This window comes from Vreelandella zhaodongensis (assembly GCF_013415115.1).
Classification (GTDB): domain Bacteria; phylum Pseudomonadota; class Gammaproteobacteria; order Pseudomonadales; family Halomonadaceae; genus Vreelandella; species Vreelandella zhaodongensis.
In genome coordinates, this window is sequence record NZ_JACCDD010000003.1 from 182,017 (window position 1) to 204,937 (window position 22,921).

General features: G+C 52.5%; 15 protein-coding genes. 5 read left to right on the forward strand and 10 right to left on the reverse strand.

Annotation, left to right across the window (positions count from 1 at the left end):
- Positions 1-299: 299 nt before the first annotated feature.
- Positions 300-509 (forward strand): ribosome modulation factor, encoded by a 210-nt coding sequence (gene rmf / locus HZS79_RS07370; RefSeq protein ID WP_009722578.1) that lies wholly within the window; start codon positions 300-302, stop codon positions 507-509.
- 68 nt (positions 510-577) lie between these two features.
- Here the strand turns inward: rmf and HZS79_RS07375 are convergent, their stop codons facing one another.
- From HZS79_RS07375 to HZS79_RS07395, 5 genes are all read right to left on the reverse strand, one after another.
- A complete protein-coding gene (locus tag HZS79_RS07375; protein ID WP_162218553.1) occupies positions 578-1,591 on the reverse strand; it encodes a quinone-dependent dihydroorotate dehydrogenase in 1,014 nt (337 codons plus the stop codon).
- 241 nt (positions 1,592-1,832) lie between these two features.
- Complete coding sequence (locus tag HZS79_RS07380) at positions 1,833-6,656, reverse strand: NAD-glutamate dehydrogenase (protein ID WP_179927473.1); 4,824 nt, start codon at positions 6,654-6,656, stop codon at positions 1,833-1,835.
- Between the two features lie 175 nt (positions 6,657-6,831).
- Positions 6,832-7,944, reverse strand: a complete 1,113-nt coding sequence (gene trmA / locus HZS79_RS07385) for a tRNA (uridine(54)-C5)-methyltransferase TrmA (RefSeq protein WP_179927474.1) — start codon at positions 7,942-7,944, stop codon at positions 6,832-6,834.
- Between the two features lie 98 nt (positions 7,945-8,042).
- Positions 8,043-8,849 carry a glutamate racemase gene (murI, locus tag HZS79_RS07390; protein ID WP_162218556.1) on the reverse strand — a complete coding sequence of 269 codons (807 nt, stop codon included), beginning with the start codon at positions 8,847-8,849 and terminating at the stop codon, positions 8,043-8,045.
- Positions 8,850-8,958: 109 nt separating this feature from the next.
- The gene (locus tag HZS79_RS07395; RefSeq protein ID WP_162218557.1) at positions 8,959-9,504 is read right to left on the reverse strand and encodes a hemerythrin domain-containing protein; all 546 of its coding nucleotides are present in this window, start codon (positions 9,502-9,504) and stop codon (positions 8,959-8,961) included.
- 268 nt (positions 9,505-9,772) lie between these two features.
- Between HZS79_RS07395 and HZS79_RS07400 the strand changes: the two genes are divergently transcribed.
- The gene (locus tag HZS79_RS07400; protein WP_179927475.1) at positions 9,773-11,107 is read left to right on the forward strand and encodes a replication-associated recombination protein A; all 1,335 of its coding nucleotides are present in this window, start codon (positions 9,773-9,775) and stop codon (positions 11,105-11,107) included.
- Between the two features lie 64 nt (positions 11,108-11,171).
- Here the strand turns inward: HZS79_RS07400 and lolA are convergent, their stop codons facing one another.
- The gene (gene lolA, locus HZS79_RS07405) at positions 11,172-11,825 is read right to left on the reverse strand and encodes an outer membrane lipoprotein periplasmic chaperone LolA (RefSeq protein ID WP_162218559.1); all 654 of its coding nucleotides are present in this window, start codon (positions 11,823-11,825) and stop codon (positions 11,172-11,174) included.
- Between the two features lie 194 nt (positions 11,826-12,019).
- Positions 12,020-15,382 (reverse strand): DNA translocase FtsK, encoded by a 3,363-nt coding sequence (locus HZS79_RS07410; protein ID WP_179927476.1) that lies wholly within the window; start codon positions 15,380-15,382, stop codon positions 12,020-12,022.
- 118 nt (positions 15,383-15,500) lie between these two features.
- Between HZS79_RS07410 and aat the strand changes: the two genes are divergently transcribed.
- The 3 genes from aat to infA all read left to right on the forward strand — a co-directional run bounded on the left by aat (position 15,501) and on the right by infA (position 17,405).
- Entirely contained in the window at positions 15,501-16,253 is a 753-nt protein-coding gene (aat, locus tag HZS79_RS07415) for a leucyl/phenylalanyl-tRNA--protein transferase (protein WP_162218561.1), read from the forward strand.
- 60 nt (positions 16,254-16,313) lie between these two features.
- Positions 16,314-17,048 (forward strand): arginyltransferase, encoded by a 735-nt coding sequence (locus HZS79_RS07420; RefSeq protein ID WP_162218562.1) that lies wholly within the window; start codon positions 16,314-16,316, stop codon positions 17,046-17,048.
- 138 nt (positions 17,049-17,186) lie between these two features.
- Positions 17,187-17,405: a translation initiation factor IF-1 gene (gene infA / locus HZS79_RS07425; protein ID WP_007111068.1), complete on the forward strand. Its 219-nt coding sequence runs from the start codon at positions 17,187-17,189 to the stop codon at positions 17,403-17,405.
- Between the two features lie 173 nt (positions 17,406-17,578).
- Here infA and clpA read toward each other — a convergent pair whose 3' ends face one another.
- From clpA to HZS79_RS07440, 3 genes are all read right to left on the reverse strand, one after another.
- Positions 17,579-19,858, reverse strand: a complete 2,280-nt coding sequence (gene clpA, locus HZS79_RS07430; protein WP_162218563.1) for an ATP-dependent Clp protease ATP-binding subunit ClpA — start codon at positions 19,856-19,858, stop codon at positions 17,579-17,581.
- Between the two features lie 138 nt (positions 19,859-19,996).
- Positions 19,997-20,368, reverse strand: a complete 372-nt coding sequence (clpS, locus tag HZS79_RS07435) for an ATP-dependent Clp protease adapter ClpS (protein WP_179927477.1) — start codon at positions 20,366-20,368, stop codon at positions 19,997-19,999.
- A gap of 238 nt (positions 20,369-20,606) precedes the next feature.
- Positions 20,607-22,844 carry an NADP-dependent isocitrate dehydrogenase gene (locus HZS79_RS07440; RefSeq protein ID WP_162218565.1) on the reverse strand — a complete coding sequence of 746 codons (2,238 nt, stop codon included), beginning with the start codon at positions 22,842-22,844 and terminating at the stop codon, positions 20,607-20,609.
- Between the last annotated feature and the right edge of the window lie 77 nt (positions 22,845-22,921).

The window sequence follows — 22,921 nt, forward strand, 5'->3', positions numbered from 1 at the left end:
AAATGAGTTTACGTCTTATGACAATTTGATGGTCGACAAGTGACCCCATCATGAGCTAACAATAAGAGTGTAGCTACTGAAAAACGCATGCGTTGTTTGTCAGGGTTCTGTTAGCAACTTGCTTTCTAGATCCCTAGCTTGTTGAGTCTGCCGCTTTGCCTGTTCAGCACGTGAGTGCTAGACACTAGCGTTGAGTGGCGGCTTGCCGAGGTTATCTATCGAAATAGCACTGATGCAAATATAGCATTTTGCCCAGCATGCTTTTCTTATCAAAGGCTTTCGTGAAAAGAGGTTAGCCAATGAAACGACAAAAACGTGATCGCTTCCAACGGGCTTATGTTCACGGCTATAAAGCAGGTATTACGGGTCGCTCCCGAGATGACTGCCCCAGTCAAGATGTTAATTTACGCGAATATTGGATGAGTGGTTGGCGTGAAGGTCGCGGTGACCAGTGGGATGGGATGACCGGCGTTTCCGGCATTCATAAAAACCCCATGGTGATGACCTAGTTTTTACCCTTTTACACGTTACTTTCGGAGTACTGAGCCCGCTGACAGGCGGGCTTTTTATTGCTCTTTTATTGCTGCTTCAACGCCTCGGCACACGTTTTTACCAATCCAGGGCCTTGGTAAATCAGGCCTGAGTAGAGCTGCACCAAGTCCGCGCCAGCGGCAATTTTAGCGCTTGCCGCCTCACCACTATCAATACCACCTACACCAATAATAGGCAGTGTTGGCAACTGCGCGCGTAGCAGGCGAATCACCCTATTAGAAGCTTCAAATACGGGCTTACCGGAAAGCCCGCCCGCTTCTTCTGACTGTGGGTCACTTTTTACGGCCTCACGAGATACCGTGGTATTGGTCGCAATCACGCCATCCAGCGCATTACGCGCAATACTACCGGCCACCAACGCGACCTCTTCTTCGCTCATATCTGGCGCGATTTTAACCAGCAGGGGCACCTTACGGCCTAACTCGGCATCTAGCACTTGGCTGCGCGAACGAATAGGCCCTAATAGCTCATCCAGCTGCTCACCGAATTGCAACGTTCGCAGCCCTGGCGTATTAGGCGAGGAAATATTAACCGCAATATAATCCGCCACGCTGTGAACCGCGTCTAGACAGAGCAAGTAATCATCGAGCGCGTTTTCAACAGAGGTGGTCAGGTTCTTGCCAATATTAACCCCCACGACACCGCCGTAATGGCGTTTTTTCACTTGTGCAACAAGATGCTCAACCCCTTTGTTATTAAACCCAAAGCGGTTAATGATGGCGTCGTGACCCGCAAGCCGAAAGAGACGTGGCTTTGGGTTGCCTGGCTGCGCCTTGGGCGTCACAGTACCTACTTCTACAAACCCAAAGCCCAATGCGCCCAGCGCATCCAGGTGGTCGGCGTTTTTATCCAGCCCTGCAGCAAGGCCTACCCGATTACTAAAACGCAGCCCCATCAGCTCTACGGGGTCATTCACTGGCTTACCATATACCCGCTGCACACCACCGACTCGGTGTAGCGCGTCTAACGCATTCAGCGCCAACCCGTGAGACGTTTCAGGGTCAAAGCGAAACAGCAGCGAACGGGCAAGGTTATACATCAGCGAGACTCTCCTAAACAGCGAGTGGGCATGGGGCAGGCATGGCGCGGCGCGCAGAGTATAGCGCACATCACATTGTCTTCGCAGCGCTGAGCAGCGAGAAAGAGACTAAAATGGGTAGCTATCTCAAGAACTATCTCAAGAACTATCGCAAAACAAACCACAAAAAAAACCGCGCCCTGGTTAAGGGCGCGGTAGGTGGTGTTACCCATCAAGCAAGGTGGTAGTGCTAGCGTGTGAGTTACGCTTCGCTGTCGCTTTCAGCTAGGTCGACCAGTTCACGCACGGCCACAGCAAACAGTGCAAAGCCGCCCTCACTGCCACCGCGAACTTCATCAATCAAGCGACACCAGCGGCGGTGCAGCTCGGCGTGCTGTTCCAGCCACTGGGCAACGCGCTCCTGGGTGTCACGGCTACCTGCGTCCAGTTTCAGCACGCTGGTGGTTAATGCCAACTGCTGGCGGTCGATATCGTCACGGAAGGTTTCCCGTGCCTGAGCCTGCCACGCGTCGCGCACTTCCAGCTGGGTCACCTGTTGGATCATCCAGGGGAGCTCTAAACGGCTGCCGATTTCGTAGAACACTTCGGCCACACGCTGAGGCTTCTCATTGGTAATACGCGCAGCTTGAATAATGCCTAAGCCTGCGTAAAGGCTTGGTGCAGCGGCGACTGTTGTCGCTAACGCTTCAGGCACACCCGCAGCTTGAAGTTCGTCACACCGCTCACGCCATGCGGCCTGCTCTTCACCGCTGAGCAGCTCACCGATACTTTCTTGCAGCTGAGCCAAGCGCGGGCCGAAGTATTCAATGGCATCTTGGGTAGACAGCCCCATATGCTGACGCAGGAACCAACGCGTCGCCCGGCGGATCATACGCATCAGATCCAGCATCATGGAGTACTGCACACGGTTCGGCACCTGGTTGTCCAGCGCTTCAATCTGTTCCCACAAAGACGTCAGATTGAACGCGTCTCGGGCAACCACATAAGCGCGGGCAATGTCAGCCCTGCCAGCACCTGTTGAGTCCATCAGGCGGCGAACGAACACAATCCCCATATGATCAACTAGATCGTTGGCCACCTGGGTAGCCACAATTTCACGCTTCAGACGGTGGTCATACATCTCGGCCTGGTAGCGCTCAGTCAAGACGTTAGGGAATAAGCGCTCTAGGTGACGATGAATATAGGGATCATCCGGCACATCGGAGTTGATCAAATCGCCTTTCAGGGTGCTCTTCGCATAAGAGATAAGCACAGACAGCTCCGGCAATCGCATACCCTGTTCGTGACTGGCGCGCTCTTTAAGCACGTCATCAGCAGGCAGGAACTCCAGTTCACGATCGATTTGGCCAGCTGACTCAAGCTCGCTAATAAAGCGACGGTATGGCCCCATGCCTTGCTGAGAAAGAATTCCCGACAGATCCAGCGCCTGGGTTTGACGATAATTATCAAGGATAACCAGGTTGGCGACTTCTTCTGTCATATCTGACAACAGCTGGTTACGCTGCTTGTCAGTCATGTCACCACGTTTCACCACTTCGTCGATCAAGATCTTGATATTGACCTCATGGTCGGAACAGTTAACCCCACCCGCATTATCGATAAAGTCAGTGTAAACACGAACACCGTTGGCAGCCGCTTCCATTCGACCACGCTGGGTAAGCCCTAGGTTGCCGCCCTCACCCACTACGCGGCAGTTCAGTTCAGCGCCATTAATACGCAGCGCATCGTTGGCTTTATCGCCCACGTCAGCGTCGGTTTCATCGGAGCTTTTTACATAAGTACCGATACCGCCGTTCCACAACAGATCAACCTTCGACTTCAGCATGGCGCGAATCAGGTCGTTAGGCGAAAGGCGCGTCTCTTCGATACCAAATACCTGCTGCATCTCTGGGGTAATCAGAATCGATTTGGCGCTGCGACTAAAGATACCACCACCCTGTGAAATCAGCTCGGCATTGTAGTCTTCCCAGCTGGAGCGAGGAAGGTTGAACAAACGCGTCCGCTCGGCGAATGAGGCCTCTGCATCAGGGTTCGGATCAACAAAAATGTGCATGTGGTTAAACGCGCCCACTAGCTGGATTTTATCCGACAGCAGCATACCGTTGCCGAAGACGTCGCCAGCCATATCGCCAATGCCTACCACCGTGAACAAATCTTGCTGGGTATTCACGTCGAGATTCTTGAAGTGGCGCTTGACCGACTCCCAGGCACCACGCGCGGTAATCGCCATTTTCTTGTGGTCGTAGCCGTTAGCACCACCCGAGGCAAAGGCATCTCCCAGCCAATGGCCGTACTCAACAGAGATCTCGTTCGCGATATCAGAGAAGGTCGCGGTACCTTTATCCGCGGCCACCACAAGGTAAGTATCGTCATCATCATGACGTACGACATTTTTTGGCGGCACCACTTCACCACCTACTAGATTATCAGTGACGTCTAGCAGCGCACGAATAAAGATTTGATAACAGGCAATGCCTTCTTTTTGCTGGGTCTCTCGGTCAGCGTTTTCCGGCATGCGCTTGCATACGAAACCGCCTTTCGCACCCACTGGCACGATGACCGCGTTTTTCACTTGCTGAGCTTTGACTAGGCCCAACACTTCCGTACGGAAATCTTCGTGGCGATCTGACCAGCGCAACCCACCACGAGCGACTTTACCACCACGCAGGTGAACACCTTCTACCCGCGGCGAGCAAACAAAAATCTCAAACGCTGGGCGCGGCTTGGGCATGCCGGTGACTTTCGACGGTTCCAGCTTATAGGCGATGTAGTCTTTAACTCGCCCATCATCAGCTTTTTGATAATAGTTAGTACGCAGCGTAGCTTGAATAAGTTCCATAAAGCGGCGCAACAACTGGTCGTCGTTAAGACTGGCAACACCTTCCAGGTGCTCATTTAAACGATCGATGCAGTCATCAGCACTGCTGGGTTGGCGCGCGGGATCAAACCGCAGCCTAAAGAGCTCAACCAGCGCCTGAGTAATAGCTGGGTAGTTGACCAGCGTCGCCGCAATGTAGTCTTGGGACATACCAAAACGGATCTGCTTCAAATACCGAGCATAGCCACGTAGCATGGCCACTTCACGCCAATCAAGCCCTGCGCCAATAATCAGGCGGTTGAAAGCATCGTTATCGGCCTCGCCAGCCCAAATGCGCTTGAAAGCTTCACTGAACGCATCACGCATGTCACTAAGGTTAATACCCTCGCGACTATGCTCTAATTCAAAATCATGCACCCAGTAGCGCTGCTGAGGGGCATTGATATCGTAGGGGCGCTCGCCTATCACACGTAGCCCTAGGTTTTCCATCATCGGCAGCACATCTGAGAGCGGTATCTGCATCTCACGATGAAACAGCTTCAGGTTCATACCGCCCGCCTGTTCTTCCAGAGGCCGGTAGAGCGACAGTGACAGATCTTCACCATCATCCAGATTTAAGAGATGCTGAACATCGAATACGGCACTACGGGCATTGAAGTCTTCACGATAGCTCGCCGAGAACGCATCTTGAAACTTATCAATCAGACGATTAGCACGCTCTTCACCAAACCCTTCGATCATTGCCGACTGTAGTTCGTCACGCCAGCTACGTGCCAAACGAGCCACCTTACCTTCCAGGCGCTTAAGGTCGTACTGGCTTGGCCCATCACCATTAAAACGCAGAATAAGCTGGATACGTGCCAGCACCGACTCTGACAAGTAGGTGTTGAAGTCACCAAAGTGGGCGTCTAGTTCGTCACACAACATCCCTTGAATGCGTTGACGCAAATCGGTTGAGAACACATCCCGTGGCACGAACACTAAACAGGAATAGAACTTACCGCTAACATCGGCACGGATAAACAAGCGTACCTGACGGCGCTCGCGGATATTGAGAATACCCAGTGAAGTGCTAGCCAGAGCTTCTGTGCTGATCTGGAAAAGGTCATCACGGGGATAGACTTCCAGCACTTGTAACAGCTGCTTACCGTTATGCCCTTGGGGGTTAAAGCCGGCAATATCCATCACCGCTTTCAGTTTACGACGCAGCAGTGGGATATTACGCGGTGACTCGTTATAAACCGTGGACGTAAACAGGCCAAAGAAGCGGCGCTCACCAACTACGTTGCCGTCATCATCATAGCGGTCAACGGTAATATAATCGGGGTATGTGGGGCGATGAACCCGCGAATGGTGGGCACTCTTGGCAAACGATAGCAGCTGTGGAACCAGCACGAAGCCATTGTACTCATCGACCCCCTCTTCAGTACGGATACGCTCACAATAGCGGGGTTGATCAAGACGAAAAACGCCCAGCACGCTATTGGGATCGCGCTTTAGTTCATTACCATCTAGCAGGTATTCGTCATAGCCCAGGAAGGTAAAGTTGTCTTTCAGCATCCACTCTAGAAAGGCGATTGCCTCTTCGTGGTCATCGGGATCGATTTGCGGCGGGCAGTTCTTCTCTAGCTCTTGAATAGCGGCAGCAATCTGGCCGCACATCGGATCAAAGTCGCCTACCGCCGTTCGAACATCACGCAATACCTCGTGAAGGTTATGCTCAATCTTGGCGAGTAACTGAGGATCAGAGTGACGATCCACTTCGATGACCATCAGTGATTCACGTGCTTCCGGTGCGTTTTCATCTTTCGGAGAGGTCAGCGTTTTGAGCTGATGCTGCCCATCCCGCGCCACGGCAAACACCGCATTTTGGATAGCATGAACCGTCAGGCCACGACGGTTGAGCTCAATTCGTACCGAGTCAACCAAAAATGGCATGTCTTCATGCAAAACCGCCACAAAAGTGTGGGTGGACTGCCAACCGTGCTCTTCAAAATCGGGATTGAAGATACTCACCTTGGGATTTTTGGGGTCGTGATGCTGCAAAAACTGCCAAATCGACAGTGTGGCGCCATACAGGTCGTCTAACCGCCGATCCACCAAGTCTTCTACTGGAACAGTGGCGTAAAAGTGACGAGCAAACGCTTCGATATTCTCTGCTCGGGCTGGCTCAAGTCGTGCTTCTAATCGCTCTTGTAGCTGTTTTAAAAGATCCCGCCGACTCTCTTCAATCGCAACGTAATGCATCCATCACCTCGACTACCTGGGGCCATCATTTAGGCCATAAAAACGAAGGACAATAGGCCTTTAGGCCGCTCTTGTTGTTAGCTTACGCTACCGATGCTCGACTCCCTAACCATCTGACAGGTTATTCATGGTGTATGCCGCTTATGCATCATAAGCACTATTGACAAGTTCACACTTATTCAGGATCACGCCGTACTAGCAAAACACCACATTCACAATGATCGGTAAACGGAAACTGATCAAACAGCGCAAACCGCTCGATGCTGTGTGTCTGAGTCAGTATGGTTAAATTTTCAGCAAGTGTTGCCGGGTTGCATGAAATATAGACGATCTGGTCGTATTCGCTGATTTGATGACAGCTTTGCGCATCTAAACCTGCTCTTGGCGGATCAACCAACACTGTGGAAAAATCGTACGCTTCCAGCGACATCTCCGTCACGCGCCGCCCTGTTTTCTCGCCTTTTAACGCGAGCGCAAACTCTTCTGCTGACATTCGAGCGACGTGGGCATTAGTAACACTGTTAGCGTCCAAATTGACATTGGCGCTAGCAACGGAGGTGCGGGATATTTCGGTGGCCAACACACGGCGAAAGTTATCCGCCAGAGCAATGGTGAAGTTGCCATTACCGCAGTAAAGCTCTACCAGATCTTGATCCTGACGACCGGCAGTGGCTTCCCTCGCCCAACTCAGCATTGTCTGGCAAATGTGTGCATTAGGCTGGGTAAAGCTGTTCTCCACTTGCTGATAAACCAGCTCGCGGCCATCTACCGTTAAGCGCTCCCAAACATGATCACGAGTCAGCACCAGGCGCTGCTTGCGGGAGCGGCCAATAATCATGATGTCTAACGCTTGCTCAAGCGCGCGGGCCTCAGCCTCCCAAGCCTCGCCTAGCGGGCGATGGTAGATCAGCGTTACCAAAGCTTCACCGGACAGCGTGGTTAAAAACTCCACCTGAAACAATCGACGGCGTAGCTCGTCGCTGGCCAAAAACGCGTCGCGCAGGCGAGGCATCAGCGCATTGATATGCGCACTGGCAACTGGGAACTGATCCAAGCGCACAACGCGTTTGTTTTTAGGGTTGTCTGGATCGACCTCAAACATGGCATAGAAAAGGTCATCATCTTCGTGCCAAATCCGAAACTCGCAGCGCTGCCGGTAATGACTGGGCGGCGAGGGATAGACGTCAAGCGTCGGCGTGGTAAATGCCGCAAAAGTCTGTTCCACGTAGGCTTGCTTTTCGGCAAGCTGTTCGGCGTAGCGTTCGGGGTCTACAACGGGGATCGCCAAGGTGACTCCTCTTGGAAGTAGCTAATGTGAAGTAGGTAGTCTTAAGTAGTTAATATCAATAAAAAAACAGATGCTCTAATGAAGCAGGTTAACCAGCATTAGGCACCGTCAATTTTAGAAACGGTCAATAACTGCGGCGATTGAAAACCATAACGCGCTAACCCTTTTATGAGCCGTGTCGCTGGCGCTGTTGTAAAGCAGCGTCCATCGGGGGTATTACTGACTAAGCTCGGGGCTACCTGGCCTACTCGACGGGCAATGGCATCACCAGAATCTACCCATATTAGAGGACTAGGAGATAGTGAGACCAACATGGGTTTTAACAGTGGGAAATGGGTGCAGCCAAGCACGACCGTATCAAGTGCTGGGGCACACTGAGTAGCCTGCCATAAGGGCAACAACGCTTGCTGCAAACGCTTTTCATCAAGCGGCGCTCCTGACAGCCATGCTTCCGCTTCCGTGACCAGCGCATCAGCGGCCACCTTCGTTACGACACAGTCACTCGCGAAATTATCAATTAGCGCTTGCGTATAGGGCCTATTGACGGTTGCTGTGGTCGCTAGCAAGCCGATATGGCGCGTCTGACTGCTCCGCGCAGCTGGCTTGATGGCGGGTACTGTACCGACAACCGGAATATCCAGCGTTGCGCGTAACCCTTCTAGCGCTAAGGTGCTGGCCGTGTTACACGCAACCACCAAGACGCTTGCCTGACAGGCATCCACTGCCGCTTTGCATACCGATACAATACGTCTAGAGAGCGTCACGTCATCACGCAAACCGTAGGGCAGCCAGGCATTATCGCAGGCATAGCACATGGGCAACTCGGGATAGTGTTGGCGGAGCGCGTGGGCAACAGAAAGCCCTCCCACGCCCGAATCAAACATCAGCACAGGCCCTGACTTCATTGTCCACCTATCCAGTACACGCTATACATGCTAAACCTCCCAGACCGCCAATAAAAACGGGGCGCTAGTTTAACACGCCCCGTTACGCTCTGACCGTTCAGCTTTCATGCTATAGCGATGGCACCTCAGCACCACGCAGCTCGGCATACAGATCTGGATAAGCTAACTGCAGGCGCTCCAGCTCTTTTTCAGCGCTTTCTGGCAACGCTTGGCGCAGCTCTTCCATATCCTCTGGGCTGAAGTGCTTATCGATGAGCGGGAACAAGCCCTCTCTCTCATCTCGAAGGTAAGCACGGTGTGTATCAAGATACGCTTTCAAGTCATCTGCAAAGCGATCCATTGGAAGTACATTATCCATTAATATCATGTCAATATCATTGGATAAGCGGGATAAGCGCGGCTTTAATTTACGATAATCACTGGCCATTTTCTCCATCAAAGGAAGGTGCTCCGGTGCTTGCTCCTGCAAGCGCTCAACGCAGATTTTCTCTAGCGGTGACGCAAAGCCATCCATGTAGGACAATATGTAATCCACCACCTCACGCATCAGTTGAAAATCGGGGCGCTCACCGCCAGCCAGGGTTTTGTGTTTGAGATTTAGCACATGGAGCATTCGCGCCATATTGGCATGATCTAGACGCAGTTGGTTTAACATCTTGCCGCCTCCTTTGTAAGTGTTATACCCGTCGCCTCTTCCCTTGCAAAGCGTAGGCACGTGATCATGAGCTGAGTTCAACTACACTGGTGCTAATCGATACCATGCGCCACAGACATTACCTTGGCAAGCGATCAACTATCGATTGAGTATGCCCAAAGGTAGCCTGACGTAACATTATTTACCACTGACACTGATTAATCGTAAATTGTTCAACGACTAGATTCACGCCGGAAGTTGATAGGGAAAGGTGATAGGGAAATTTTATATGGATCTTTTTGACCGACAGCCGCTCACTACGGGAGAAGACGCTCCTCTTGCTTATCGTATGCGTCCGTTGACGCTTGACGATTATGTCGGCCAGCAGGCATTAGTCGGGCCTAGCAAGCCGTTGCGACGGATGGCCGAGTCTGGCGTGGTGCGCTCAATGATTTTGTGGGGACCACCTGGTGTTGGAAAAACGACTCTAGCGGAGTTACTAGCGCATGCCTCAGGCGCACACCTTGAGCACTTAAGCGCTGTCATGGCTGGCGTCAAAGAGCTTCGTTTGGCTGTTGAGCGTGCTCAACAGCGCACGTCGCCTACGCTTCTCTTCTTAGATGAGATCCATCGTTTAAACAAAAGCCAGCAGGACGCACTGCTCCCCCATGTGGAATCTGGCCTACTGACGTTAATTGGCGCCACTACGGAAAACCCTTCTTTTGAAGTCAACTCGGCTCTGCTGTCCCGCGCGCGAGTCTATGTGCTGAAGCCGCTGACCCACGACGAACTTATCCAAGTGCTATACCGAGCACTCACCGACCCACAGCGAGGTTTGGGAGAGCGCCGGATTGACGTGGAAGACGGTGTATTAGATGCGCTAGCCCATGCCAGTGCCGGTGATGCACGCCGTGCGCTGGGGCTGCTAGAGACTGCCTGCGACTTTACCGAGCAACACAGCGAACGAGAAGTACTTCACAAAGCAGTGTTGGCAGATGTTGTGGGGCATCAATCGAGTGCCTTTGATAAGCAGGGGGACGCCTACTATGACCTGCTTTCAGCACTGCATAAGTCGATTCGCTCATCGCGTCCTGATGCTGCCCTGCTCTATATGGCACGTTTCATACAGGGTGGCGGCGACCCACTGGATATCGTACGTCGTTTAACCGCCATTGCTTCAGAAGATGTCGGCAATGCCGATCCACGTGCACTACCACTAGTGATTGCTGCTTGGGATGCTTATTTGCGTTTAGGTGATTACGAAGGTCAGCGGGCCATTGCCCATGCCGCGATTCACTTAGCGGCTGCTCCAAAAAGTAACCGCATTGACCGCGCCTGGAAGGCCGCGCAACAGTATGTACAACAGCAACCCCAACTGGAAGTGCCTAGCTACCTCCGCAACGCCCCTACCAAACTGATGGAGGAACTGGGGCATGGGGAAGGCTATCGCTACGCGCATAATGAAGCCCATGGCTATCCTGCTGGCAGCGCCCATGACTGCTGGCCAGATGGGTTAGCCAAAACACGTTTTTATGAACCGAGCAGCTTTGGTCAGGAAAAACGCTTTGCTGAAATAATGGCATGGCGGGAACAGCGCGACCAGGAGGAAGATCAGGCACCCTAGGGTGCCTGAAGTGAGTAACACGGAGCGTAAGGATTCTGGCTTACAGGCCACAATCCTTTATAAATCACATTCCTTCGCGGATAACATCCGTACCGTCAGGAATCTCGAAATCAAACAGGCTGCGGTCAATATTACCGTTGCGAGTAATATCGCTGAAAGTAATTGCCGTACGCTGCCCAGTACTGTCCATCATCCAAAGCTCGGTCAGGATCTGATCATCAAACACCATACTCAGCTCTTCAAATAGGGTGTCTGCTGAGATGGGGATCAGCGTAAACACGTCATCACCATCCTGCTGCTCATGAAACACATCATAGCTTGCAGTGAGCTCACCGGTACTACCCGATAACAACAACGCCGGGGTATGTGTAACTCGATCATCCATCGCTTGAATAGTGACTTGCTCAAGGTCAGGATCGTAGAGATAGACATCCTGGCCATCTGACACCACTACTTGCGAGTAAGGTGCTTCGACCTCCCAGCGCAGCATGCCAGGGCGCGACAGCCACATTTCACCACGCGCGCTTTGCAGGCGATCGCCACTGCCATCTAAAATCTTTTGCTCAAAGGACGCTTGATAGTTTTCAAGAGGATCAAGCCGCTCGGTAAGGCGTTCGGCAGCATCGTTTGCCCACGCGATTGGCGCCGCAAAGGTTAAGCCTAACGCGCTGGCAGCGAACATCAGCGATGACGAGCGTCGAGTATGATTATCGCGCATTTACTATTCTCCCTAGGCAATCATTGCCGTATAGCGGATGAGGCAAGGAGCGTTAAGACGTTCCGTGTAGTGACTCAGACGTAAAACGCGCCGCAGGGTTTCACCAGCGGCGCGACTTTCACGCTTATTGCATGATTGGCTTAAACACTAGCACCTATTTCAAGAGCCTATTCTAGCACTTATTGATAAACGCTTTAGTGGCCTACCGGCGGTGGTGCTAACACCTCACGGGCACCATTGGTACCCATGGATGTCACAACACCCGCTCCCTCCATGGCCTCAACAAGACGGGCCGCTCGATTGTAGCCAATTTTGAAGCGCCGCTGAACAGCAGAAATGGAGGCTCTGCGTGTTTCAGTCACAAACTGAACCGCCTCATCGTAGAGCGCATCCTGCTCGGCATCATCACCATCCACACCCTCAGCCTCCAGGCCGGTCAGAGCATCAGCAGACACACCGCCTGACAAAATTTCTTCAATGTACTCAGGCGCGCCACGACGCTTCCAGTCATCTACCACCCTGTGCACTTCATCATCATCCACAAAGGCACCATGAATCCGGTTAGGTGGCCCAGAGCCAGCAGGTAGGTAAAGCATATCGCCATGGCCTAGCAGACTCTCAGCACCGCCCTGATCAAGAATCGTGCGCGAATCAATCCGCGACGATACCTGGAAGGCCATACGTGACGGAATATTCGCTTTAATCAGCCCCGTTACCACATCAACCGATGGCCGCTGGGTGGCAAGAATGAGATGGATACCTGCCGCACGTGCTTTTTGTGCCAGACGAGCGATGAGCTCTTCAACTTTCTTGCCAACAATCATGAACATGTCGGCAAACTCATCGATGACTACAACAATATAGGGCAGCTTTTCCAGTATCGGTGGCGTTTGATGCATTTCCCAGGGCTGTGGCTCCCAAAGTGGATCAGCCACCTGCGCCCCAGCTTGCTCGGCTTCATCAAGACGGGCATTGAAACCGGCAATGTTACGCACCCCCATTGCCGCCATTAGCTTATAGCGTCGTTCCATTTCCGCAACGCACCAGCGCAAGCTGTTGGCCGCTTCTTTCATGTCGGTAACGACAGGTGCCAAAAGATGTGGAATGCCGTCGTATACTGACAGCTCCAACATCTTGGGATCGACCATAATCAGTTTTAGTTCGCTTGGCTTAGCCTTAAGCAACATGGAAATCAGCATGGCGTTGACGCCTACTGACTTACCGGAACCGGTAGTACCCGCAACCAACAGGTGGGGCATTTTACCAAGGTTAGCTACTACTGGACCGCCACCGATATCCTGACCTAACGCCATGGTTAGTGGCGAGTTCTCTTGCTGGTAACGGTCGGAATCAATCACTTCACGCAGACGAATCATGGCCCGGTTTGGGTTAGGTATCTCAATCCCCACCGTTGGTCGTCCTGGGATCACCTCAACCACACGGACGCTTTTCACCATTAACGAGCGCGCCAAGTCTTTGGCAAGGTTGCTGATTTTAGATACCTTGACACCCGCTGCTGGCTTAATTTCAAAGCGCGTAATAACCGGTCCTGGCCATGTGTCCACGACTTCCGCCTTAACACCGTACTCGCGCAGCCTCACTTCTAACAGCTCAGCCATGTCGGCGAGCTGCTCATCGGTATAATTAGGCTGATATGGCTCAGGCGGCGTCAGCAGCTGAAGACTGGGCACATCGCCTTCCGGCTCATCGATTGTTTCGAATGCTGGACGCTGGCTTTGCAGGTGCTCAACGGTCCACAGCGCTGGCCCATTATCCGCATCTTTCTCTTCTAGCTCACTTGGCAACGTCGACTCTTGGTGAACGCCAGAAGCCACGGGCGCTACTCCTGGTTCTGGCAAGTCGTCTTCGTCATCCCATACCGGTTCCGGTACCACTTCTGGCACCCGCTCATACCGCGGCGCAGGTGCTGCGGGTGCTGCAGGTGCTGCAGGTGCTGCAGGTGCTGCAGGTGCTGCGTGATGATAAGCATCATCACGAGGCGCAGTAACAGGTGCCTGCTCGGGTATGTACTCCGACTGTTCAGGGGCAGGAGCCGACGCATGCTCAGGCTCATCAATATGCTCAAGCTCGTCAACACGCTCAGACTCGTCAACACTCGGTGCCGCTTCATTTCGCGGGCTTGTAAACGATGCAAATGATGCTGCCTCAGCTTCTTGGCGAATAGGCCCGATGCCAGGAATATTGCCAGGAGCAGTGTCATCAGATACTGGCGTAGACTCTTTAGCTGATAGTGAAATCGACGGGGCTGTCTCATCACTTTCGTCGTTGGCACGCACCGCAAACGCATCCTCATGGGGTTCGCTGAGCTTGCTTACAACGGCATCTGATTTCGCAGCACGCATCTCTTCAGCTGTCGCTGTTTCTTCTAGCGGCGTTGAAGGTTGTTCGGGCTCAGCTGAACGGCGAACGTTTTCAGGTGGTTCTGCTTCGGGGGCTGGTTTGTCAGCAATGGCATCAGGCTCCCGGATACTACTTTCAGTGGCGCTATTCGCTTTCTCTTCAGGCTGGCTTGCAGCCGGCACTTCCACAGAGGGCGCTTTAGTGGTTTCTTGAGGAACGCTCTCAGGCGTGTCCTTAGCAGATAGTGCACTTGAGAATGCCGCAGCCTGCCAGGGAATAGAGGTATCCGTGGTCGCTGAAAAACTAGGCTCACGCCGCACGCGACTACCTTCACGGGCTGGCTCTGCCCTGCGATCCGACTCGCCATGGTTCGCCCGTATTGCACTACTCTCCTGCTGAACTGTTTTGAACTCAGAAAGAGGTTTCTCTTTCACTTTTTGGGCGGCCACTTTTGCTGCTGCGCGCGCTGCTGCTCGCTCTGCTCGTTTTTTGCTTCCCTTAGCGCGGCGAGCATTGATCCAGCCTCCTAACTTACATAGGCGGCTACCCAGCTCATCTGCCACCTGCAGCCATGACATTCCGCTGAACAGCGGGAAGCCTACGAGTATGAGTGCAGCAGAAATTAAACCAACGCCACCACCACTTACCAACGGTTTAAGCGTGTTCACTAAGCCTTCGCCTAATATACCGCCGGAAGCATAGGGCAAAATGCTGTCAGGGCTGTAAAAATGCAGCGCCCCTAGCATGGTAGTGCCGAAAATAAGCAGCACCAGTCCGCCAGAGTGCACAGCAATCGCTACTGGGTCGATTTCAAATCTGACTTGGCGTGAGCGCATAAGCCACCAGGCGGCATAGCCAAACATACCCGGCCACCACAACGCACTAGCCCCCAGCAGCGAATAAAGCACATCTGCAAGCCAGGCTCCGACAGCGCCCATCCAGTTGCGCACCTCAGTTTCCGGCCCCTGATATGACCAACCAGGGTCGGCAGGATGGTAACTAAACAGCGCGAGTAATAAGAATACACACAGCGCCAGCAAAACGACGACGACACCTTCCCGTGCCGAGCCTTGCAGGCGCAGGCCAAACCGACGAGCCTTGTCCTTTGCGGCTTTAACCCGCCCTGAAGTGGCTGTCGTTGATGGTTGACGCGAGTTACGTTGCGTTCGCTTGTCTACCGCCTTATTTACTTTCAAGCGATTCTCCCTTTACACCTCGATGGTGCCTTTAATCCACTTGCGAGTTTGCATCATACCGAGCATCCTTTCGCAGTCACAGAGCTTCTACTGCAGAGCTAAGTAACCGGAGCAAACGATGCTACCTTGGCTTTCATCGCCACAACCTGCCTTTCCCTCTACCGAACTAGCCCTGGATACACCTAACGGGCTTCTTGCCGCAGGCGGAGAGCTTTCTCCCCACTGGTTAGTTAACGCATACCGGAAAGGAATTTTCCCATGGTATAGCGATGATGACCCTATTTTATGGTGGAGCCCAGATCCACGTATGATATTGCAGCCAGCAGACTTCAAGCTGCGTCGCAGTCTTGCTAAGCGCCTGCGTAATGGTGGCTTTGTCGTGACTCTGGATCAACAGTTTGAAAACATTGTTAAAGCATGCGCCGCCCCTCGCCATGGAGAGCCCGGCACCTGGATTAACCCAGATATGCGCCACGCTTACCAGCATCTCCATGCGTTAGGCATTGCCCACAGCATAGAAGTACACCTAGAAGGCCAGCTGGTTGGCGGGCTTTATGGGCTAGCAATGGGCCCTGTGTTTTTTGGTGAATCCATGTTCTCAAAGGTACCGGATGCTTCTAAAATTGCCCTGGCTCACTTGGCTCGTGCGATGCAGCAACATGAGGGTAAACTGATCGATTGCCAAATGCACACACCACACTTGGCCAGCCTGGGTGCTACAACAGTCGCCCGCGCGTCGTTCATCAACTATCTTGAGAAGTGGCTGCCCGAAAAGGCATTTGGCTTAACACACTTGGCCGATGAAACACTTACTGTACCCGAGTCACCGTGGCTTCACGACATTGCTTCGACCCATCACTCGGAATGGTAAACGTATTCACACTAGCCGTATTCAAACCAGCGGTATTCAAACTAAGCAAGGAGGCAAGCCGTGAGTAGTAACGCTCCTCGCCGCCCAGTGCGGGATTTGCGCTTCTTCCTAACTGTTCCTCATGCCTGCAGCTACCTTCCCGGCCACGAGGCAACAACGCTCTTTTTGGACCCCCAGGAGTCCCCCGTTCCAGGCGTATATGACTCGCTCGCTTTACTAGGGTTCCGTCGTAGCGGTCGCCACTTGTATCGCCCTCACTGCGAAGGTTGCAATGCCTGTCGCTCGGTACGTATTCCAGTTAACGACTTTAGCCCCAACCGTACCCAGCGCAAAGTTTCGCGACTCAATACCGATATTTCGACACGCGTTGTGCCTGCACGCTATGACGCAGATCATTATGCACTATATGCCGACTATATTCGTTTACGCCATGCCGATGGTGACATGTACCCCCCAAGCCGCGAGCAGTACCGTACGTTTTTGACACTTGACGAACCTTATGCACACCTATTGGAAATGCATTTAGACGGAAAACTTGTCGCGGTAGCAGCTTTTGATCAGTTGGAGCACGGGTTATCTGCCATTTACACCTTCTTTAATGTTAACAACAACCTAGAAAAGCGATCACTTGGCACCTTTGCTATCCTGAAGCTTGTTGAGCTTTGCCGTGAGCAAGCCCTCCCCCACCTCTACCTTGGGTACTGGATCGAGGAGTGCAGGAAGATGCGTTATAAACGCGCTTTCTCACCAATAGAGGTTCTTGATGGGCGACATTGGCGGCCTTTAATTCGCTAAACTTGCCAGCTTTTTTGCCTTGCTGGCAGGCTTACGGCACAATATAGCGCTGCTTGCTGGGCACACGTCATTTGACGCGGCCCATTTAAGTGACTATTTACCTAAACCGCTACGTTAAATAAGTGAGGATCTGCCTATATGGCACGCGAAGATCATATTGAAATGGAAGGTGTTATTGTTGATACCCTTCCCAACACCATGTTCCGTGTTGAGCTGGAAAACGGCCATGTCGTTACCGCTCACATCTCTGGCAAGATGCGTAAAAACTACATTCGCATTCTGACAGGCGACAAGGTAAAGGTAGAGCTAACGCCCTACGATCTTTCAAAAGGCCGTATTGTTTACCGCTCGCGCTAAGCCTTAATAACGCCTTCAAGCAAACACTGCCCGCGCATGCACGCAACATGACTGCAAGCACAGCGTAAGTACGGCGCCGCTCAATGGAAACGACAACGCCCCGTCGATGACAGGGCGCTGTGCTTTAGTGGTGCTTAGGCTTTAGTGAAACTTAGGTGAACTTAGCGCTCTTTTTAGGGCGCGTCCGCCATCTCTGGCTCTGTCGACAGATGCAGCTCGCCTTCCTCAAGGTTTACATGCACGATGCCGCCCTGCTCAGCCAACTCGCCGAATAGGATCATCTCAGCCAGCGGTTTTTTCAGTTTCTCCTGGATCAGACGAGCCATGGGACGAGCCCCCATATCCGGATCGTAACCTTTTTCCGCCAACCAATCTCTCGCCGTATCATCGACCTCAAGCTGTACCCGTTTTTCATCCAACTGTGCCTGCAGTTCGATGAGGAACTTATCAACGACATTGCGCACAACGGTGGTCGGCAACGCATGGAACTGAATAATGCCGTCCAGGCGGTTACGGAACTCCGGTGAGAAAGTGCGCCGAATCACTTCCATTGCATCCGTAGAGTGGTCTTGACTCTGGAAGCCGATAGAGCGACGCGACGCCTGCTCAGCCCCTGCATTAGACGTCATAATCAGGATAACGTGACGGAAATCCGCCTCGCGGCCATTATTATCCGTCAAACGTCCGTGATCCATCACCTGTAGCAACAGGTTGAACACTTCAGGGTGTGCCTTCTCAATCTCATCTAGCAGCAACACACAATGCGGCTGCTTAGTGACAGCTTCGGTTAACAGACCACCTTGATCATAGCCGACATAGCCCGGAGGAGCGCCGATCAAACGTGAAACGGTATGTCGCTCCATGTATTCCGACATATCAAAGCGTACTAACTCGATACCCATGATATGGGACAACTGCTTAGCAACCTCGGTTTTACCCACACCAGTAGGACCTGCAAACAGGAAACTACCAACGGGTTTGTCTGGCGATTTCAGCCCCGCCCGAGACAGCTTAATTGCTGCCGAGAGCGTATCAATCGCCTCGTCTTGACCGAATACCAACATTTTGAGATCACGGTCGAGCTTTTCTAGTAACTTACGATCAGAACTAGAAACGCTCTTCGGTGGGATACGCGCTATCGATGCAACCACGGCTTCCACTTGTTCCACATCAATAGTGTGAGCCCGCACTTCCGGTGGCAGCATGCGCTGATGGGCGCCAGCCTCATCAATCACATCGATGGCTTTATCTGGGAGGAAACGGTCATTGATATAACGATCCGCCAGGCGTGCCGCACTCTCCAACGCACCATCGGTATATTTCAGCTCATGGTGCTCTTCAAAGCGCGAGCGTAACCCTTTGAGAATTTTGATGGTATCGTCCACGGAAGGCGCTAGCACATCGACTTTCTGGAAGCGTCGGGCCAGAGCGCGGTCTTTCTCAAAAATACCGCGAAATTCTTGGAAAGTCGTCGAGCCAATACAACGTAGCTCACCGGAGGAAAGCAAGGGCTTCAACAGATTAGATGCATCCATCACGCCACCCGAGGCAGCACCTGCGCCAATGACGGTGTGAATCTCATCAATAAACAGCACCGCATTGGGCTGCTTACGCAGCTCGCCAAGCAAGCTTTTCAGGCGTTTCTCAAAGTCACCACGATACTTGGTACCTGCCAATAACGCGCCCATATCCAATGAGTAAACCACCGCGTCGGCAATGACTTCCGGTACGTCTTCTTCAACGATACGCTTGGCCAAACCTTCAGCGATAGCGGTTTTGCCAACACCAGCCTCACCGACCAGCAGCGGGTTATTTTTACGACGGCGAGCAAGAATTTGCACCACGCGCTCAAGCTCATGGTCGCGACCAATCAGCGGGTCAATTTTGCCTTGGCGGGCCTGCTCGTTCAGGTTGGTTGCGTAACCAGTTAGCGGATGCGCAGCGCCTTCTGCACTCCCTTCTTCTGCGTCATCACTCTCTTGAGAAGACGGCGATGGCGAGGTGGGACCATGACCAGAGACTTTGGAAATACCGTGGGCAATATAATTGACGGCGTCTACCCGCGCCACGCTCTGCTGCTTGAGAAAGTATACTGCTTGGCTCTCTTGCTCGGAAAAAATAGCGACCAGTACATTAGCGCCTGTGACTTCGCTCTTACCTGATGACTGTACGTGGAATACCGCACGCTGCAGCACCCGCTGAAAACCAAGCGTTGGCTGCGTTTCACGATCCGACTGGCTTTCTGGAATCAGTGGCGTCGTCGAATTAATAAAATCTTGCAGATCGGAGCGCAGTTTATCCAGATTCGCTCCGCACGCTTTTAGCACGTCAACTGCTGACGCATTATCCAGCAACGCCAGGAGCAGATGCTCAACGGTCATAAACTCGTGGCGCTTTGAGCGAGCCACGGTGAATGCCGTGTTCAGGGTCAGTTCAAGTTCTTTACTCAGCATGTCAGTCCCCTTTTCGCTGCTACCTAGGGCGTGTCGCCACCTAGGGGTTGCGTCGGATCAGTTTAATCGACCGGCACTTTCAACATCGGGTACAAATGGCGCTCTTGCAAGCCCCATCGTTAGTTTTTTTCAACGCTTTCAGTCTGCGGCTTCAATATCGCACATCAAAGGATGCTCACATTCGCGGGCATATTCATTGACTTGGTAACTTTTTGTTTCGGCAATATCCCGAGTAAAAATACCGCACGTGGCTTTACCTTGCGTGTGTACTGCCAGCATAACTTGCACGGCTTGCTCACTGTCCATGTTGAAAAAGCCTTGTAGCACTTCAACCACAAACTCCATGGGAGTGTAATCGTCGTTGTGAAGCACCACCTTATATAAAGGCGGTCGGGCAAGTTCCGGTTCAGCGGGCTGAACCGCCAGATCATCATCATACTCAGGTGCATCAGGGCGGCTCACCTCTGCTTGCAGGGTTGGCACCACACATGAAATGTTTAAATTGGGCATAAGCAGCAAGGTTTATCGTCTCTTAGCTGGCGGTGGCGTCTTACGGTGCTTGGACTCGTCCATCTAAGCCTAACTCACTATCGTAGGACGCCTATTGCCAGCAAGGGTTCATGGAAAATACAAAATTAGCATACTAAATAAGACAAAAAACCCTCGCCCACTAAGGCGGGCGAGGGATATCACAGCGTTTTCATTCGCGTTGCCCAGCGACAGCGCAAACTGCTTGTGATTTCAGACCTTAACCGTTCGCGACCATCGCAAGGGCTTCGTTGAGTGTCTTACTCGGGCGCATGACTTGACTAGCCACTTCTCCATTCGGGTGGTAGTAGCCTTTAAGATCCACTGGCTGCCCTTGCACGCTATTCAGCTCGTCAATGATCGTAGCTTCGTTAGCTTTCAGCGTTTCTACCAAACGGGCAAAGCGTGTTTTCAGTTCAGCGTCTTGATCCTGAGCTGCCAATGCTTCTGCCCAATACAGCGCCAGATAGAAGTGGCTTCCACGGTTATCAAGTTCACCCACTTTGCGTGAAGGTGATTTGTTGCTTTCTAGGAACTTGCCGTTCGCTTCATCCAACGCTTTCGCCAGCAACTTAGCACGGTCATTGTCAAAACGTTTGGCGAGGTGCTCCAAAGAAGCAACCAGAGCCAGGAACTCACCAAGGCTGTCCCAACGTAGATGATTCTCTTCAAGCAACTGCTGCACGTGTTTAGGTGCGGAACCACCAGCGCCCGTTTCAAACAGGCCGCCGCCATCCATTAACGGAACAATAGAGAGCATTTTGGCACTGGTGCCCAGCTCTAGAATCGGGAATAGGTCAGTCAGGTAGTCGCGAAGGATATTGCCCGTCACCGAGATCGTATCAAGACCACGAATCACACGCTCAAGGGTGTAACGCATCGCCCGAACCTGGGACATGATATGGATCTCAAGCCCAGCAGTGTCGTGATCCTTAAGGTACGTTTTGACCTTCTTGATCAACTCGTTCTCATGCGGGCGGTAAGGGTCAAGCCAGAACACCGTCGGCATACCAGAATCACGGCAGCGCTCGACGGCCAGCTTCACCCAATCGCGAATCGGTGCATCTTTGACCTGGCACATACGCCAGATATCACCCTGCTCCACATTCTGCGACAGCAGTACTTCACCTGTATCCAGGTCGGTGATGTTAGCAACACCATCTTCCGGCACTTCGAAGGTCTTATCGTGTGAGCCGTACTCTTCGGCTTTCTGCGCCATCAGACCAACATTAGGAACGGTGCCCATAGTTGCTGGATCAAACGCACCGTGCCATTTACAGAAGTTGATCATCTCCTGATAGATACGCGCGAACGTCGACTCAGGCATGACGGCTTTGACGTCCTTGAGACGACCATCAGCACCGTACATCTTACCGCCAGCACGGATCATCGCCGGCATTGAAGCGTCAACAATCACATCGCTGGGCGAGTGGAAGTTGGTGATGCCGCGAGCCGAATCAACCATTGCCAGCTCTGGGCGCTTGTCATGGCACGCGTGTAGGTCACTAATGACTTCATCACGTTGGGATTCTGGCAAGGTCGCAATTTTATCGTAAAGATTAGCGATGCCGTTGTTAACATCGACACCCAACTCTTTGAAGAGATCGCCGTGCTTCTCAAAGGCGTCTTTGTAGAAAATCTTGACGCAGTGCCCGAACACAATCGGGTGCGAGACTTTCATCATCGTCGCCTTGACGTGCAGTGAGAACATCACGCCGGTCTTGCGTGCGTCCTCGATTTCACGCTCATAAAACTCCAGCAGTGCTTTCTTGCTCATAAACATGCTGTCGATGATTTCGCCTTCCAACAGCTCGACCCGGGGCTTGAGCACCTTGGTTTCACCGCTGGCGGTGATCAGCTCCATCTTGACGTTGCGGGCACGATCCAAAGTCATCGACTTCTCACCGTGGTAGAAGTCGCCACTATGCATGTGCGAAACATGGGTACGCGACGCCTGGCTCCACTCCCCCATAGAATGCGGGTACTTACGCGCGTACTCTTTGACAGCCTTCGGGGCACGACGGTCGGAGTTACCTTCACGCAGAACGGGGTTAACCGCACTGCCTTTGACTTTGTCGTAGCGCGCTTTAATATCTTTCTCTTCGTCGCTGCTTGGCTCGTCAGGGTACTCAGGCAGCTTGTAGCCCTGCTCTTGCAGCTCTTTGATCACAGCCCGCAGCTGCGGCATGGAAGCACTGATGTTGGGTAATTTGATAATATTGGCTTCAGGAACCTTGGCTAACGCACCTAATTCCGCCAAGTGATCTTCAATACGCTGCTCTTCTGTTAAGTAGTCGGGGAACAGAGAGAGAACACGAGCCGCCAGGGAAATATCCCGAGTTTCTACCTCAATACCAGCAGCGTCGGTGAATGCATCAATAATCGGTAGCAAAGAGTATGTCGCGAGCGCAGGCGCTTCGTCGGTGAGCGTGTAAATGATCTTCGGCGTTTTAGACATTTTGCGTTAACCTCTTTTTTCTATCGCTGTGATTATAAAGATCCTGAGCGACGCGACTCATTCAACGAAAAACCATG